This is a genomic window from Streptomyces asiaticus, assembly GCF_018138715.1.
GTDB classification, from domain to species: domain Bacteria; phylum Actinomycetota; class Actinomycetes; order Streptomycetales; family Streptomycetaceae; genus Streptomyces; species Streptomyces asiaticus.
The window spans coordinates 3,508,763-3,523,245 of the sequence record NZ_JAGSHX010000006.1; the positions used below are offsets into that span (position 1 = coordinate 3,508,763).

The 14,483-nt window shown below is 71.0% G+C and carries 12 protein-coding genes; 5 read left to right on the forward strand and 7 right to left on the reverse strand.

Annotated features, from left to right (window positions below):
* Nucleotides 1-20 precede the first annotated feature (20 nt).
* Both KHP12_RS22205 and KHP12_RS22210 read left to right on the forward strand, forming a co-directional pair.
* Entirely contained in the window at nt 21-1,355 is a 1,335-nt protein-coding gene (locus KHP12_RS22205) for a nicotinate phosphoribosyltransferase (protein ID WP_086884609.1), read from the forward strand.
* A 98-nt stretch (nt 1,356-1,453) separates the two neighbouring features.
* The gene (locus KHP12_RS22210; RefSeq protein ID WP_086884610.1) at nt 1,454-2,038 is read left to right on the forward strand and encodes a nicotinamidase; all 585 of its coding nucleotides are present in this window, start codon (nt 1,454-1,456) and stop codon (nt 2,036-2,038) included.
* Nucleotides 2,039-2,635: 597 nt separating this feature from the next.
* Here KHP12_RS22210 and KHP12_RS22215 read toward each other — a convergent pair.
* Complete coding sequence (locus KHP12_RS22215; protein WP_086886108.1) at nt 2,636-2,950, reverse strand: hypothetical protein; 315 nt, start codon at nt 2,948-2,950, stop codon at nt 2,636-2,638.
* Nucleotides 2,951-3,084: 134 nt separating this feature from the next.
* A complete protein-coding gene (locus KHP12_RS22220; RefSeq protein ID WP_086886107.1) occupies nt 3,085-5,472 on the reverse strand; it encodes an immune inhibitor A domain-containing protein in 2,388 nt (795 codons plus the stop codon).
* Between the two features lie 319 nt (nt 5,473-5,791).
* Between KHP12_RS22220 and KHP12_RS22225 the strand changes: the two genes are divergently transcribed.
* Nucleotides 5,792-6,073 carry a hypothetical protein gene (locus tag KHP12_RS22225; protein WP_086886106.1) on the forward strand — a complete coding sequence of 94 codons (282 nt, stop codon included), beginning with the start codon at nt 5,792-5,794 and terminating at the stop codon, nt 6,071-6,073.
* A 49-nt stretch (nt 6,074-6,122) separates the two neighbouring features.
* On the opposite strand, the gene KHP12_RS22230 is transcribed toward KHP12_RS22225, so the two are convergent.
* The 3 genes from KHP12_RS22230 to KHP12_RS22240 all read right to left on the reverse strand — a co-directional run bounded on the left by KHP12_RS22230 (nt 6,123) and on the right by KHP12_RS22240 (nt 9,274).
* The gene (locus KHP12_RS22230; protein ID WP_037962120.1) at nt 6,123-6,629 is read right to left on the reverse strand and encodes an RDD family protein; all 507 of its coding nucleotides are present in this window, start codon (nt 6,627-6,629) and stop codon (nt 6,123-6,125) included.
* A gap of 113 nt (nt 6,630-6,742) precedes the next feature.
* Nucleotides 6,743-7,327: an RDD family protein gene (locus KHP12_RS22235; protein ID WP_210609352.1), complete on the reverse strand. Its 585-nt coding sequence runs from the start codon at nt 7,325-7,327 to the stop codon at nt 6,743-6,745.
* Nucleotides 7,328-7,501: 174 nt separating this feature from the next.
* Nucleotides 7,502-9,274: an RDD family protein gene (locus KHP12_RS22240; protein WP_086886117.1), complete on the reverse strand. Its 1,773-nt coding sequence runs from the start codon at nt 9,272-9,274 to the stop codon at nt 7,502-7,504.
* 303 nt (nt 9,275-9,577) lie between these two features.
* On the opposite strand from KHP12_RS22240, the gene KHP12_RS22245 reads away from it, so the two are divergent.
* Both KHP12_RS22245 and KHP12_RS22250 read left to right on the forward strand, forming a co-directional pair.
* Nucleotides 9,578-10,498, forward strand: a complete 921-nt coding sequence (locus KHP12_RS22245; protein WP_210609355.1) for a helix-turn-helix transcriptional regulator — start codon at nt 9,578-9,580, stop codon at nt 10,496-10,498.
* A 143-nt stretch (nt 10,499-10,641) separates the two neighbouring features.
* The gene (locus KHP12_RS22250; protein WP_210609357.1) at nt 10,642-11,691 is read left to right on the forward strand and encodes an NAD(P)-dependent alcohol dehydrogenase; all 1,050 of its coding nucleotides are present in this window, start codon (nt 10,642-10,644) and stop codon (nt 11,689-11,691) included.
* A 106-nt stretch (nt 11,692-11,797) separates the two neighbouring features.
* Here KHP12_RS22250 and KHP12_RS22255 read toward each other — a convergent pair whose 3' ends face one another.
* A complete protein-coding gene (locus tag KHP12_RS22255) occupies nt 11,798-13,165 on the reverse strand; it encodes an FAD-binding oxidoreductase (protein ID WP_164430271.1) in 1,368 nt (455 codons plus the stop codon).
* A gap of 114 nt (nt 13,166-13,279) precedes the next feature.
* The gene (locus tag KHP12_RS22260) at nt 13,280-14,275 is read right to left on the reverse strand and encodes a phage baseplate protein (RefSeq protein ID WP_244203499.1); all 996 of its coding nucleotides are present in this window, start codon (nt 14,273-14,275) and stop codon (nt 13,280-13,282) included.
* Nucleotides 14,276-14,483: the final 208 nt, after the last annotated feature.

Sequence of the window (14,483 nt, forward strand, 5' to 3'; positions counted from 1 at the left end):
GGGAGGTAGCATCGTCAACCATGGACACTGCGGACTTGGGACTGCCGGTGGACGTGCCGTCGACCGCACTCTTCACCGACCGGTACGAACTCACCATGCTTCAGGCCGCGCTGCGGGCGGGCACCGCCGACCGCCGCTCGGTCTTCGAGGTCTTCACCAGGCGTCTCCCCGAGGGCCGGCGCTACGGCGTCGTGGCGGGCACCGGGCGGGTGCTGGACGCCGTCGAGAACTTCCGCTTCGACACCGACGTGCTGGACTTCCTCGCCCAGCAGCGGATCGTGGACGAGCCGACGCTCTCCTGGCTCGCCGACTACCGCTTCCGCGGCGACATCTGGGGCTACCCCGAGGGCGAGGTCTACTTCCCCGGCTCGCCGATCATCCGGGTGGAGGGCACCTTCGCCGAGGCGGTGCTGCTGGAGACGGCCATCCTCTCCATCCTCAACCACGACTCCGCGGTGGCCGCCGCCGCGTCCCGGATGTCCACCGCCGCCGGCGACCGGCCGCTCATCGAGATGGGCGCCCGCCGCACCCATGAGCTGGCCGCCGTGGCCGCCGCCCGCGCCGCCTACGTCGGCGGCTTCACCACCACCTCCGACCTCGCGGCCGGATTCCGCTACAACATCCCCACCGTGGGCACCAGCGCCCACGCCTTCACCCTGCTGCACGACAGTGAGCGGGACGCCTTCACGGCGCAGGTCCGGGCGCACGGCAGCGACACCACCCTGCTCGTGGACACCTATGACGTCGCCGAGGCGGTGCGCACCGCCGTGGAGGTGGCCGGCAAGGACCTGGGCGCCGTGCGGATCGACTCCGGCGATCTGCTGCTGCTCGCCCACCGGGTGCGCCAGCAGCTGGACGAGCTGGGCGCCAAGAACACCAAGATCGTGGTGACCAGCGACCTCGACGAGTACGCGATCGCCTCGCTGGCCGCGGCCCCCGTGGACGCGTACGGGGTCGGCACCCAGCTGGTCACCGGCAGCGGCCACCCGACCAGCTCCATGGTCTACAAGCTGGTGGCGCGGGCGGTTTCGGACGAGGCGGACGCGCCGCTGCTGCCGGTGGCCAAGAAGTCCATGGGGGCCAAGACCTCGGTGGGCGGCCGCAAATGGGCCGCGCGGCGGGTGGACGAGCACGGTGTGGCCGAGGCCGAGGTGATCGGCACCGGCGCGGTCCCCGAGGAGCTGGCAGACCATCAACTGCTGGTGGAGCTGGTGCGCGGGGGCGAGATAGTGGCCCGCGAGCCGCTGGACGCGGCGCGGGACCGGCACATCGCGGCCCGTGCCGGGCTGCCGCTGTCGGCGACCCAGCTCTCGCGCGGGGAGCCGGTCCTGCCCACCGAGTACGCGCGGGCCTGAGGCGGACGGGCCATGAGCGGGAACACGGACGGGTCATGAGCGGGAACACTGAGCACGCCCACTGCCGCAATCGACGTGGAGTGTCTACCCTCGGTGACATGCACCGGGCACTGATCGTCGTCGACGTCCAGAACGACTTCTGCGAGGGCGGAAGCCTCGCGGTGACGGGGGGCGCGGATGTCGCCGCCGCGATCACCGATCTGATCGGGGAGGCCACGCCCGGTTACCGGCACGTCGTCGCCACCCGTGATCACCACATCGATCCGGGCGATCACTTCTCGGACAATCCGGACTATGAGCACACCTGGCCGGTGCACTGTGTCGCGGGCACCGAGGGTGTCGGGTTCCACCCGAACTTCGCACCCGCCGTCGCCTCCGGGGCGATCGACGCGGTCTTCGACAAGGGCGCGTACACGGGGGCGTACAGCGGCTTCGAGGGCACCGACGAGCACGGCACCCCGCTCGCCCAGTGGCTGCGCGAGCGGGAGGTGACCGAGGTGGACGTGGTGGGCATCGCCACCGACCACTGCGTGCGGGCCACGGCGCTGGACGCGCGCCGCGAGGGGTTCGCGGCGCATGTCCTGCTGGACCTGACCGCGGGCGTCTCCCCGGGCACGACCGAGCGTGCCCTGGAGGAGCTGCGGGCGGCCGGGGTCGAGCTCACCGGCAAGCCGGTCGTCTGAGCCGCCGGAGGCGCTCAGAGCGCCCCCCAGCCGCCTTCCGGGCGGCTTGGCGGCCCCTTCCGGGCGGCTCGACCGGCCGGGCTCGACCGGCCGCCCTCCCGGGCCCCGGCGCCACGGGGGCCGACGGTACGCGTACGCCTGCGCCTGCGGCGGGCTGCTTCCCCTCCCCGCCCCTTCCCGATACCAGGGGCTCCGCCCCTGGACCCCGGGGGCCGGGGGCCGGGGGCGAAGCCCCGCCTCCCAGCCCCTCCGGCGCCTGAGGAACGGAACCTGGAACGGAACCCCACCTCCCAGCCCCTCCGGCGCTCGAGGAACGGAGCCTGGGACGGAACCCCACCCCCCAGCCCCTCCGGCACTTGAGGAACGGAACCTGGGACGAAGCCCCGCCTCCCAGCCCCTCCGGCGCTCGAGGAACGGAACCTGAGGCAGAGCCCCGCCCTCCAGCCCCTCCGGCGCTCGAGGAACGGAACCTGGAACGGAACCCCACCTCCCAGCCCCTCCGGCGCTTGAGGAGCGGGGTCTGGGGCGGAGCCCCAGTTTCGGGAAGGGGCGGGGAGGGGCGCAGCCCGCCGCAGGCGTCAGGATCCGCCGGACCCCCTACGAGGCCGGGGCCGGTGGTCTGAGGAGGGCGGCCATGGGATGCCAGAGCTCCCCTCCGCGATCCGGCGCGGTGCGCCAGACCACCCCGTCGGGATGGTGGAGCACCGCCGTCACCTCGTCGGGCGTCGGCGGCGCGGTATTGCCGCGCAGATAGACAGCGCGAAGCCCGAGATTGCGGAGCCTGGTCAGGGCTCGCTGACGGTTCGCGGCGTGTACCAGTACGCGGACGCCACCCTCGCCCAGCGGGCGCGGCAGCGTCAGTGCGACCACCACACTGCCGCCCGGCAGCTTGGTAAATCCTCCGTCGGCCATTGCGGGTCATGTCCCCCGTGAGACGTCGTGTCAACAAGCAGGTCTAAGGGGCATCTAAACGCTAACGGCCGCCGCCCGCTAGGGGGCGACGGCCGCTACCGCTCTGACCTGCGAAAACGCAGACTGGTGTGGACCTAGGAGGCGGACGGTCCGACCTGGACGGTCATCGTCGAGCCGCCCGGGAGCTCCTTGAGGATCTTGATCCGGGTGTTGGTGTCAGCAATCTTGACACTGCCGGTCGGGTTGCTCTCGTCCCAGTACGTACCCTTGTGGTCATCGAAGACCGGGATGCCCGGCTTCGGCTTCACCTTGGCGGCCTTGCCGTCGTTGTGCAGCGTGAAGCCGTCCGAGGGGAGCCGGCTGAAGGGCGAGTCGTACGCCTGGACCCGGTTGCGCATCAGCTTGCCGTCCGCCCACTTCTCGGCGGCGGGGTGCGCGTCGATCGGCAGGATCAGACCGCTGCCCGGGTGGACGCCGACGTTGTTGTCCGGCTGCGAGGTGTCCCACTGCCAGATCAGCAGCCCGTTCTGGTACGGGAAGTGCTCGACCCAGCTGGGCCGGCTGGAGGCCCAGCCGAAGTTGTACGGACCGGTCTTGAGGGTGGTGTCGTACGACACGTACTGGCGGTTCTCGGCGAGGTAGTACTGCGGGTAGTCCTTGGTGAAGGAGCCGCCGATGCGCGAGAAGCCGTTCGCCGTCCAGCCGTTGTCGTCGCCCTCGGCGCCGTCGCTGAAGACCGGGGCGCCGTCCGCGGTCAGGGTGATCGCGTCGGCCGCGAAGCCCTTCTGCGCCACACCGCCGTCGGTCTGGTAGCGGAAGCGCAGGTCGATCTTCTTGCCCGCGTAGGCGTCCAGCGGGAAGGAGAGCTTCTTGTACGCGCCCGAGGTGCCGGTCAGTGCCGGCTTGTCACCGGCATCGCGCGGGATGGCCTTGCCGTCCGCGGTGCCGTCGACGGGCGTCCAGTTGGCGCCGCCGTCCGTGGAGACCTCGGCGTAGAGGTAGTCGTAGTTCTCCTCGATGTCCCACCAGCCCTGGAGGTCCAGGCTGGCCTTGGACTTGCCCGTGAGGTCCACGGACCGGGTCAGGGTGTTCTTGAGGTCGTCACCCATCCCGCTCCACCACTGCTTGGAGCCCTCGGCGGGGGCGACCACCTCGGTGGTGACGGCCTTGGGGGGCAGCTCGACCACCAGCGCCTGCTTGTTCTTGGTGTTGTACTCGGCCACCCCGAGGGTGTGGGTGGACTTCTTACCGGCCTTGGCCGAGGCGTAGTTCAGCCAGCCCAGCTGGAGCTTGTCCCAGGCGTTCATATCGCCGGGCAGGTCGCCGATGGCGTCCTTACCGGTGCCGAGCCAGGATCCCGCGGACATCAGCGACCAGTAGGCGACGGACGACTCCCCCTTGCCGGTGGTGTCGTACTCGTCCGGCAGGCCCAGGTCATGGCCGTACTCATGGGCGAAGACGCCGAGGCCGCCGTTCTCCGGCTGCATCGTGTAGTCGCCGACCCAGATGCCGGTGTCGCCGATCTGCGTACCACCCGACTTGTTCTCGCCCGGGCCGGTCTTGCCCGCGTCGGTGCCGTACGCGTACCAGCGGTGCGCCCAGATGGCGTTCTCGCCCTGGACCCCGCCGCCTGCGGACTCGTCCTCACCGGCGTGGACGATCTGGAAGTGGTCGATGTAGCCGTCGGGCTCGTTGAAGTTGCCGTCGGCGTCGTAGTCGTAGCGGTCCCACTGGTCGTACTTGGCCAGGTCCGCCTTGATCTGCGCGTCGGTGCGGCCGGCCGCCTTCTGGTCCTTGGCCCACTGGTTGACGCCGTCGCGGATCAGGTCCCAGGCGTTGGCGCAGTTGGTGTCGCCGCAGTAGTTGGAGCCGTAGCGGGCCTCGTTCCAGTCGACCTTGACCCAGTCGGAGACCTCGCCGTCCACCGAGTAGCGGCCCGAGGACTGCTTCTCGTAGTACTTCTTCAGGGACTGCTTCTTCTTCTCCGTGGAGAAGTAGAGGTCCTGGAAGTGCTGGCGGTTGTAGTCCTTCTGCCAGGCCGTGCTGTTGTCGTCGGCGCGGTCCGGCTGGGCGATGGTGTTGTGCGCCGGGCCCGGGTCGCCGCCGTACTTCTTCACCGGCGGCTTGGGGCCGTCCCCGTCCGGGTCGTACATGGTGGTGTCGTCCACCTTGTCGCCGAAGTCGACCAGGATGGTGAAGATCTTGTCGGTCTTCTCCCGGGCCAGCTCGACGTACTTGCCCTTGCCGAGCTTCACGACCTTGGACGCCCCGCGCGTGGTCGCCTTGGCGTCACCGGAGATGACCTGACGCAGCGCCTCCTGGCGCTGCGCTTCCCGCTGCTTGCTGTAGGGACCTTCGAGGTCGTGCTGGACATCCGTCTTCGCGGGCGCCGGGTCATGGCGCTCGACACGCGTAGACGGTGCGTCCGCCTGGGCCATGCCGGTCGAGAGTGCCGCCGCTCCGAGCGCGGCCACCACTGTGGCTATGGCGGCCGATCTGGCCGCCCTCCGTTGGCTGTTCACTCGCTCAGTCCTCCCCTTTCCACACCAGTGCCGGACATTTGACCGGAGTGGCAGGAGAAAAGACAGACCTTGACTTGGACTGGTGAGACAAGTACGTTCTGCGATCCCGACGTTCCGTTTAACGGACAGCAACGGGCGCGCCATGCACGCCGGTTGGCACAACCGATGATTCCGTGCGCCCCCTGTGCAACGGCGCCGTGGGTGAGGTCACGCTTACTTCCGTTCCCCACGGGCATGCAGGACCGTAGAGTCAGGACTGACGGTGCACATCAGCCTGACTCATGCCCCCTGCATATCGCCCCCGAGGACGGATCCCGCCATGCCGCGTCCGACTCCTGCACAGCTTGCCTATGGTTCGGCCACCGTCGTTCTCTCGACCTTCGCCATGCTGCTGCTCTCCCAGACCCAATCGGGGCTGGGCGTGGCGGTGGTGACCGTGGTCGGGCTGGTTCTCGGGCTCCTCGTCGCCGTCACCGTGCCGGTGGCCCGGGTGTCCCGCACCGGCCGCACCGTCCGCACCAGCCGCCCCGTGGCGGGGTCCGGACCGGCCGACCCGGCGCGGGCGCACACTCGGGCGCACGCCGACTCACTGCGCGGCTGACCCGCTCACTGCACGGCTGACCCGCTCACTGCACGGGCTGCTGATCCACTCACTGCACGGCCGACACCACGACGGTCCGCGCGGCCTTGTCGTGCAGACAGCGCTGGAGCGGCTTGTCCCACAGCAGTGAGACCGAGTTGACCAGCCAGAAGACCGTGCCGACCAGCAGCGGGATGAGCATCCCCGGCAGCACGTAGACCGCCGCGCGGACCCAGCCCTGACCGGCCGGCACATTCCCGTCGGACAGCATCGCCACCCGGATGCGCAGCGCCTTCTTGCCGAGCGTCTGGCCGCTGCGGGCCAGCATGACGCCCTCGTAGCCGAAGTAGAGCGCCATCGTGATGATGAGCGCGAGGGTCACCTTCCCCATGTCCTGCTCGCCCGGGTGGTCCATCGTGTACTGGAGCGCGCCGGTCGCCGTGAGCGCCACCGTCCAGATCGCGCCGAGGATGACGATGTCGATGAGCCGGGCGGTGAAGCGCTGACCGGGGGTGGCCAGCGGGGGCATCCCCGGGGGGATCACAGGCGGGGGCGAGGACAGCGGATCGGGGGCCATGCCCCCGATTACATCAGCGGTGCCGGAGGACCGGAAGCTCAGGGGGGCACCCCCGGGCCGGGGGCACCTCGGGGGCTCGGGGGCACTCCGGGGACTCGGGGGCACCCCGGGGCTCAGGGCACGGCCGAGACCACCAGCGTCTTGGCCGCCTTGTCGTGCAGGCACTGCCGGTAGGGCCGGTCCCAGGTGCACCACAACACATTGATCAGCCAGAAGAGGAAGCCGCAGCAGGGCACGATCTCGGGCAGGGCGTACACCCCGGCGCGCAGCCAGCCCGCCTGGCCGACCGGCGGCCGGCCGTTCTCCAGCATGGCGACCCGGATCTTCATCGCCTTCTTGCCGACGGTCTGGCCGTCCCGGGTCAGCATCAGCCCCTCGTAGAGGAAGTAGACCAGGACGTAGACCAGCGTGACGGTGGTCGAACGCGCGCTGCCCTCGATCGGGTCGTAGGCCCCGGCGACCGCGGTCACCACGAGCCCGACCGGGATGCCGATGAGCAGCGCGTCGATGATCCGGGCGATCAGACGGCGGCCGAGGTGCGCGAGCGGGGGCATCCCGGCGTACGGCTCGGGCCCGGCGGTGTGGTCCCCGTAGTCCCCGTACGGGGAGCCGTTCGCCCGCGGTTGTTTCGCGAACGGATCGCTGCTGTCCCGGTCCCGGGGCTCATCGGGCCCGGGCGGCGGCTGGTCGGTGCTCATGGCCCGAGTCGACCCCGGAGCCGGGACGGCCGCATCCGGCGCGCCCCGTTCGGGCGACCGGGATCGTCCATCCGCCGCAGCCTGGGCGGATGTTCGGTTCGGCGGCGGGCGGCTCGGTCGGCCGCCGCTCGGTGGGCCGCTGCCTCAGTCGGCCGCCGCTCAGTCGGCCGCCGCTCAGTCTGCCGACGCGACGAAGGTGCGGGCCGCCTTGTCGTGCCAGCACTGCCGCCACGGGCGGTCGAACAGGCACCACAGCACGTTCAGCACGCCGATGACGAGCACCCCCAGCACCGAGTAGACCAGCCAGCGGCGCAGCGCGGCGCCGAAGGACGGGGTGTCGTGCTCCTCGATGTCCAGCACCCGCACCCCGCACAGCCTCTTGCCGAGCGTACGGCCCCACTTGGCGGTCGGCAGCGCCTCCAGCACGACGCCGAGGACGAGCAGCAGACCGAGGACGATGCCCAGATAGCCGCTGGTGGTGCCGTCCAGGAAGTAGACCGTGACGGTCTCGCCGCTCTGCTTGGCCGACTCGACCTTCTCGTCGATGTGGTCGCTCGCCTTGCTCCACAGCGGGAACGCGACGGCGCCGACGACGCCGAGCAGCACGACCGAGTCGATCAGCCGGGCGGCGAGGCGGCGGCCGAGCGAGGCGGGCCGGCCCTCGGCCTGGGCGGCCAGCAGGAAGGGGTTGTCGACGGGCGGCTTCCAGGGGATGACGCCCTCGGGCGCGCCCGGTCCCGCGCCGTGCGGGGCCGCCTGGGGAGCGTGCGGGGCGGCCTGCGGCAGGCTCTGCGGCGGGCCGGGCCGCTGGGCGAACTGCCCCTGCGGCTGCCAGGCCGGGCCGCCGCCCTGGGCGGGGATACCACCGAAGGGCTGCTGGGGCTGATGCGGCTGCGGGGGCTGCTGGGGCTGATGTGTCTGCGGCTGTTGGGGCTGGTGCGGGGGCTGGGCCGGGGGTGCGGCCTCGGCGCCCTTGCGCCGCGTGCCGCCGCGGCCGATCGCCCGGATCGCCATCGTCCCGTCGTCCCGGCCTGCCGCCTGGCCCCGGCCCTGGTCCCAGCCCTGGTCCTGCCCCTTGTCCTGACCCTGGCTCTGGCCCTGGCCGGTCGCGGGTGCCGCTCCGCCGCCGCGCCCCACCGTGCGGAACGTCATCGTCCCGTCCCCCGCCGGAGCGGGGGTCTCGTCGTCCGCCGGGGGCAGCTCCGGGGCCCGGCGGACGGGCGGCAGGGCCTGCGTCGAACGGTCCCCGGTGCGCCCGCTCCCGCCCGCGCGCATGGTCAGCGTGCCGTCATCGCGACCGGCGTCCTCGCCCGGGCCCGCGCGCCGCGGGTCGGGCACCCCGGGCCACTGCCCACCAGCAGGCTGCCCGGCACCGGCCTGGGGACCACCGGGCTGCCCGCCACCGGCCCGGGGGTCGCCGGGGGCGTCCGACTCCGCGCCCCAGGAGACCCGGCGGTCCTGCTCACCGCCGAATCCGCCCTGCTGGGCGGCGTCCGCCTGCCAGGCCGATCCGGCGTCGGGGCGGGTGCCGTGCAGCCGCTGGGGATCGTTCCAGTCCACGGACGCCGGGACCCCGCCGGGCGGCACCGGCTGGGTCCCCATGCCACCGGCCGACGCCTCGGGCGGCCCGCCCGCGCCCCGGACGTCCATCTCGGCGCTCCGGCGCAGCTCGGGCAGTGCGCTACCGGTGTCCTCGACGGCCCGCGGCGCCGGATCCTCGTCCAGGAACATCGGGCCCGTCTCGTCCGGCGGCGGGCTGATCACCTGGGTATGGGTGACCCCGGGCGGCGGGGCGGGCATGGCCTCGCCCTCGGCCGGGGCGGGACGGCTGGTGCCGGGCACCCAGGCGGCGCCGTTCCAGTAACGGATGTAGCCAGGGATGGACGGATCGGGATAAAAACCAGGAATGGAGCTGCCGTCCGCGGATCCTGAGGTAGGGGCGCTCATGATCTCCGATGTCCCATATCTGCTCGGCCGTGCTGTACTGCGCTGCGCCTTTGCGGTGCCTCGCGGTGAGGGTGGGGCGTAAGCAGTTTGCCGTACAGGAGCCGCAGTGCAACCCGGAGCGCGCGGTCAAGGTCTATCAGACCGGCCCCCCGGCACCAGCCCACCGCTCCCGCCACCACTCTCCCGTGCGAGCGCCACGAAGCCGTACGAGCGGCGACGGCCCGCATGGCCCCGCCCGGCCTAGGTTCAGCAGACCTACTTTGGCACGCTCAGATGCCTTTTCCGTTGCCAATACTGGAACCCATGGACCGCAATACCGAGCTCAGTGAGTTCCTGCGGAGCCGCAGGGCACGTCTGAGCCCCGGCGACGCGGGCGTGAGCGTGAGCAACGACAGCCCCCGTCGGGTGCCGGGGCTGCGCCGCGAGGAGCTGGCGCAGCTGGCCGGCGTGAGCACGGACTACTACACGCGTCTGGAGCAGGGCCGGCATCTCAATGTGTCGGAGACGGTGCTGGACGCCGTGGCCCGCGCTCTTCAGCTCAATGAAACCGAACGTGCGTACCTCTTCGAGCTGACCCGGCCGCGCCCCCGGCGCACGGTGCGCCGCCGGCCGCCCCGCCCCCAGCGGGTGCGGCCCGGGGTGCACGCGCTGCTGCGCATGCTGGACGGGGTCTCACCGGCCTTCGTCCTCGGCCGCAGGGGCGATGTCCTGGCCTCCAACCAGCTGGCCCGGGCGCTGATCATCGATTTCGAGGCGCTCCCGTACCACGAGCGGAACATGGCCCGCTTCATGTTCCTCGACGAGGCGGCCCGTTCGCTGTGGCCGGAGTGGGAGACGGTCGCGGCGGAGATGGTGGCGTCCCTCCGGCTGGAGGCCGGACGTCATCCCGACGATCCCCGGCTGACCGAGCTCGTGGGCGAGCTCACCATCAAGAGCCCTGAGTTCCGCACCTGGTGGGCCGACCACAACGTGCGGGAGAAGACCCACGGCGTCAAGCTCTACCACCATCCGGTGGTCGGGGACATGACGCTGGCCTACGAGAACGTGACCGTGCCCGGCGATCCCGACCAGGCTCTGTGCATCTACACGGTCGAGCCCGGCTCCCCCTCCGAGGCGGCCCTGCGGCTGCTGGCGAGCTGGACCGCGACTTCCTCGGCCGATCCCTCCGCACCCTCGTCCGAAGCGCGTCCTTCGGGGGGACCGTCCTCCGACGTCTCCCCCTGATCCGCCTGATCCGCCTGATCCCCTGATCCGCCCCTTCTGATCCCACCCCCTTCCCCCGCACACCCTTCCCCCTTCCCCCTCCTTACCTCCCCCTTCCCTTCACCCATCCCCTTTTTCCTAGTTCGTCACAGGGAGACACATTTATGACCACCAGCGTCACCGCCTACGCAGCCCCCGCTCCGAAGGCCCCGCTGGAAAGGACCACCGTCGAGCGCCGCGCCCTGCGCGAGCACGACGTGCTGATCGAGATCGCCTACGCCGGTATCTGCCACTCCGACATCCACCAGGCCCGCGAGGAGTGGGGCACCGCCCTCTTCCCGATGGTGCCCGGCCATGAGATCGCCGGTGTGGTCGCCGAGGTCGGCCCCGCCGTCACCAAGTACGCCGTCGGCGACCGGGTCGGCGTGGGCTGCTTCGTCGACTCCTGCCGTGAGTGCGAGAACTGCCTCGCGGGCGAGGAGCAGTACTGCCTCAAGGGCGAGGTGCCCACGTACAACGGCAATGAGTACGACGGCGCCCCCACCTACGGCGGCTACAGCACCCACATCGTGGTGGACGAGAACTACGTGCTGCGCATCCCCGAGGGGATCTCGCTGGACGTCGCCGCCCCGCTGCTGTGCGCCGGGATCACCCTCTACTCCCCGCTGGCGCACTGGAACGCCGGTCCCGGCAAGAAGGTCGCCATCGTGGGCCTCGGCGGCCTCGGCCACATGGGCGTGAAGATCGCCCATGCGATGGGCGCCGAGGTGACGGTGCTCAGCCAGACGCTCCGCAAGCGGGACGACGGGCTGCGGCTGGGCGCCGACCACTTCTACGCCACCAGCGACGAGTCCACCTTCACCGAGCTGGCCGGCACCTTCGACCTGATCGTCAACACGACCTCGGCGAACCTCCCGCTGGACGGCTATCTGTCGCTGCTGAAGCTGGACGGCACGCTGGTGCACGTGGGCGCGCCGGAGAACCCCAGCGCGTTCAACCAGTTCTCGCTGATCATGGGCCGGAGGTCGATGGCCGGATCGAAGATCGGCGGCATCCGGCAGACCCAGGAGATGCTCGACTTCTGCGCCGAGCACGGGCTCGGCGCGGAGATCGAGCTGATCGACGGCGAGCGGATCAACGAGGCGTACGACCGCGTCGTGGGCAGCGATGTGCGCTACCGCTTCGTGATCGACATCGCCTCGCTCAAGGCGTGATCGGCCGCCAAGGCCTGATCAGCCACTGAGACCGAGGCCGTCCGGACCACCCCCGGGTCCGGGCGGCCTCACAACAGGCCCCCAGAACAAGCCTTCAGAAGAGGCCTCAGAAGAGCTTGCCGGGGTTGAGCAGGCCCAGCGGATCGAAGACCTGCTTGATCCCGCGCTGCATCTCCACCCCCACCGGGCCCAGTTCACGCGCCAGCCACTCCCGCTTGAGGACGCCGACGCCGTGCTCCCCGGTGATGGTGCCGCCGAGCTCCAGGCCCAGCGCCATGATCTCGTCGAACGACTCCCGGGCCCGCCGCGACTCGTCCGGGTCCGCCGGGTCGAAGCACACCGTCGGATGGGTGTTGCCGTCTCCGGCGTGGGCCACGACGCCGATCGTGAGGGAGTGCTTCTCGGCGATGGCGGCCGTGCCGTCGATCATCTCGGCGAGCCGGGAGCGGGGCACACAGACGTCGTCGATCATGGTGACGCCCTTGACCGCCTCCAGCGCCGGAAGCGTCATCCGGCGGGCCTGGAGCAGCATGTCGGACTCGGCGGCGTCCTCGGCCGGGACCACCTCCGTGGCACCGGCCGCCGTGCACAGCTCGGCCACCGCGGCGAGGTCGGGGGCCGGGTCCGGGGTGTCGAAGGCGGCCATCAGCAGCGCCTCGGTGGACTCCGGGAGGCCCATGTTCCCGATCGCGTTGACCGCGCGGACGCTCGTACGGTCCATCAGCTCCAGCAGCGAGGGGGCGTGACCGCGCTCCATGATCCGGCAGATGGCGTCGCAGGCGGACGCGGTGGAGGGGAACTCGGCGGCGAGCACGAGCTGTTCGAGCGGGGCGGGCTTGAGGGCGAGGACCGCGCGCACGACGATGCCGAGGCTGCCCTCGGAGCCGACGAAGAGCCGGGTCAGGTCGTAACCCGCGACGCCCTTGGCGGTGCGGCGGCCGGTCTTCAGCAACCGGCCGTCGGCGAGGACGACATCGAGCCCGAGGACGTATTCGGCGGTGACGCCGTACTTCACACAGCACAGCCCGCCGGACGCGGTGCCGATGTTGCCGCCGATCGTGCACTGCTCCCAGCTGGAGGGGTCCGGCGGATAGTAGAGGCCCTTCTCCATGACCGCGCGGGACAGGGTCGCGTTGATCACGCCCGGTTCGACGACCGCGATCCGGTCCACCGGGTTGATCTCCAGGATCCGGTCCATCTTGACCAGGGACAGCACGACGCAGCCGTCCGACGCGTTGGCCGCGCCCGACAGCCCGGTGCGCGCGCCCTGGGGCACGATCGGAACGCGCAGCGCGGTGGCGGTGCGGCACACGTGCTGCACCTGTTCCACCGTGCGCGGGAGGACCACCACGGCGGGCGCGCCCGCCTCGCAGAAGCTCGCCATGTCATTGGCGTAGGCCCCGGTCACATCGGGGTCGGTGAGCACCGCCTCCTCGGGGAGGCCCTCCCGCAGCAGCTCGATGAGGTCCGTCATATCTCCAGACTCGCACCCGGGAAGCGCCCGGGGAAGATCGCTGCAACGGATGGGTGAACCACGAGGAGGGCCGTTGAGCAGGGCGGCGAGGAGGGCCGTGCCGTACTACGGACGCTACTGTGCCTTGTAGTAGACGCTGACCTTACGGTCCCCGGCGGCGCCCGAGGCGAAGCCCATGCACAGCCGGCGCGGGCTGGACAGCTGGACGGCCATGCCCTCCGGCTCGCGGTAGCTCAGCGAGTAGGCGGCCTCGGTGCGGGCGCGCTGGACGAGCTCGCCGGTGCGCAGATCGACGCAGGACACGTAGGTGTTGCCGTGGCCGGAGGGCGGGTTGGCGCCGTCCTCGCCGGTGTAGGCGGTGCCGGTCAACTGGTACACGTAGTCGCCGAGGACCGTGAAGCCCTGGAAGACCTCGCCGTCCTCGACACCGGTCTGGGGTATGTCGTCGTACACGGCGGTGTAGTCGCCCGCGCTGACCCCGGACAGGCTCATCAGCCGGTAGCGGACCTCGCCGTCGAGGCGGTAGCGCAGCAGCAGCCGGCGGTTGAGCATGTCGACGGCGGGCTGGTTGCTGGTGGAGCCCGGCACCGGGCGGTGCTTGGCCGGCGAGGACGAACCGGACGACAGCACGGTGCCGTCGGCGAACTTGAAGCGGCTGATGGCGCGGCCGTAGCCGGAGTCGGGGTTGGCGTCCGACTCGGTCCACAGATAGGCGGTGGAGCCGACCGGCTCACAGCCCATGGCGACGCCGTGCCCGAACCCCTTGAGGTACATCGAGCCCAGCTCGGCACCGGCCAGGGACAGCTTGGTGACGCACAGATCGCCGTGAGCGGCGCGGTCGGCGCCGGAGACGGGGGCGGACTCCCCGCTGAGCCGGATCCCGCCCTCCATCAGCTGGATCGTGTAGATGTGCCCACCCACGTCGTCGAACGCGAAGGACTGGAGCACGGTGGAGTTGTGCGGGGTCTTCTCGCGGATCAGCTGGGTGGAGGGCACCGACAGATCGAACCGGCCCCCCGCCACGGTGGTGGCCCCCGCGCGGGCGGCGAAGGCACCGAGCGCGCCAGCCGCGGCGGCTCCCCCTCCGAGGGTGAACCTACGCCTGGTCAAACGGCCCGCAGCGTACTTTTCCGTGTGCATTGATACTCAACAACTCCCATGTGATCACGCCGTGTTGGAGTGAACAGATCGCCGTGAGTGTAGACGGTGGGAAAGCGCTCCCATTCAGGTGTTCGCATTTTCTGGCACCGACTGCGCATGGGCACGGAAGTGTGGGCGCATGTGCGCGGAATTGGGGGGATGTGCGCGGCCGTGCGGA

Bases quoted from the DNA above. Each gene is read 5' to 3' on its own strand.
- KHP12_RS22205 (WP_086884609.1), top strand. From the start codon at position 21: ATGGACACTGCGGACTTGGGACTGCCGGTGGACGTGCCGTCGACCGCA.
- KHP12_RS22210 (WP_086884610.1), top strand. From the start codon at position 1,454: ATGCACCGGGCACTGATCGTCGTCGACGTCCAGAACGACTTCTGCGAG.
- KHP12_RS22215 (WP_086886108.1), bottom strand. From the start codon at position 2,950: ATGGCCGACGGAGGATTTACCAAGCTGCCGGGCGGCAGTGTGGTGGTC.
- KHP12_RS22225 (WP_086886106.1), top strand. From the start codon at position 5,792: ATGCCGCGTCCGACTCCTGCACAGCTTGCCTATGGTTCGGCCACCGTC.
- KHP12_RS22230 (WP_037962120.1), bottom strand. From the start codon at position 6,629: ATGGCCCCCGATCCGCTGTCCTCGCCCCCGCCTGTGATCCCCCCGGGG.
- KHP12_RS22235 (WP_210609352.1), bottom strand. From the start codon at position 7,327: ATGAGCACCGACCAGCCGCCGCCCGGGCCCGATGAGCCCCGGGACCGG.
- KHP12_RS22240 (WP_086886117.1), bottom strand. From the start codon at position 9,274: ATGAGCGCCCCTACCTCAGGATCCGCGGACGGCAGCTCCATTCCTGGT.
- KHP12_RS22245 (WP_210609355.1), top strand. From the start codon at position 9,578: ATGGACCGCAATACCGAGCTCAGTGAGTTCCTGCGGAGCCGCAGGGCA.
- KHP12_RS22250 (WP_210609357.1), top strand. From the start codon at position 10,642: ATGACCACCAGCGTCACCGCCTACGCAGCCCCCGCTCCGAAGGCCCCG.
- KHP12_RS22255 (WP_164430271.1), bottom strand. From the start codon at position 13,165: ATGACGGACCTCATCGAGCTGCTGCGGGAGGGCCTCCCCGAGGAGGCG.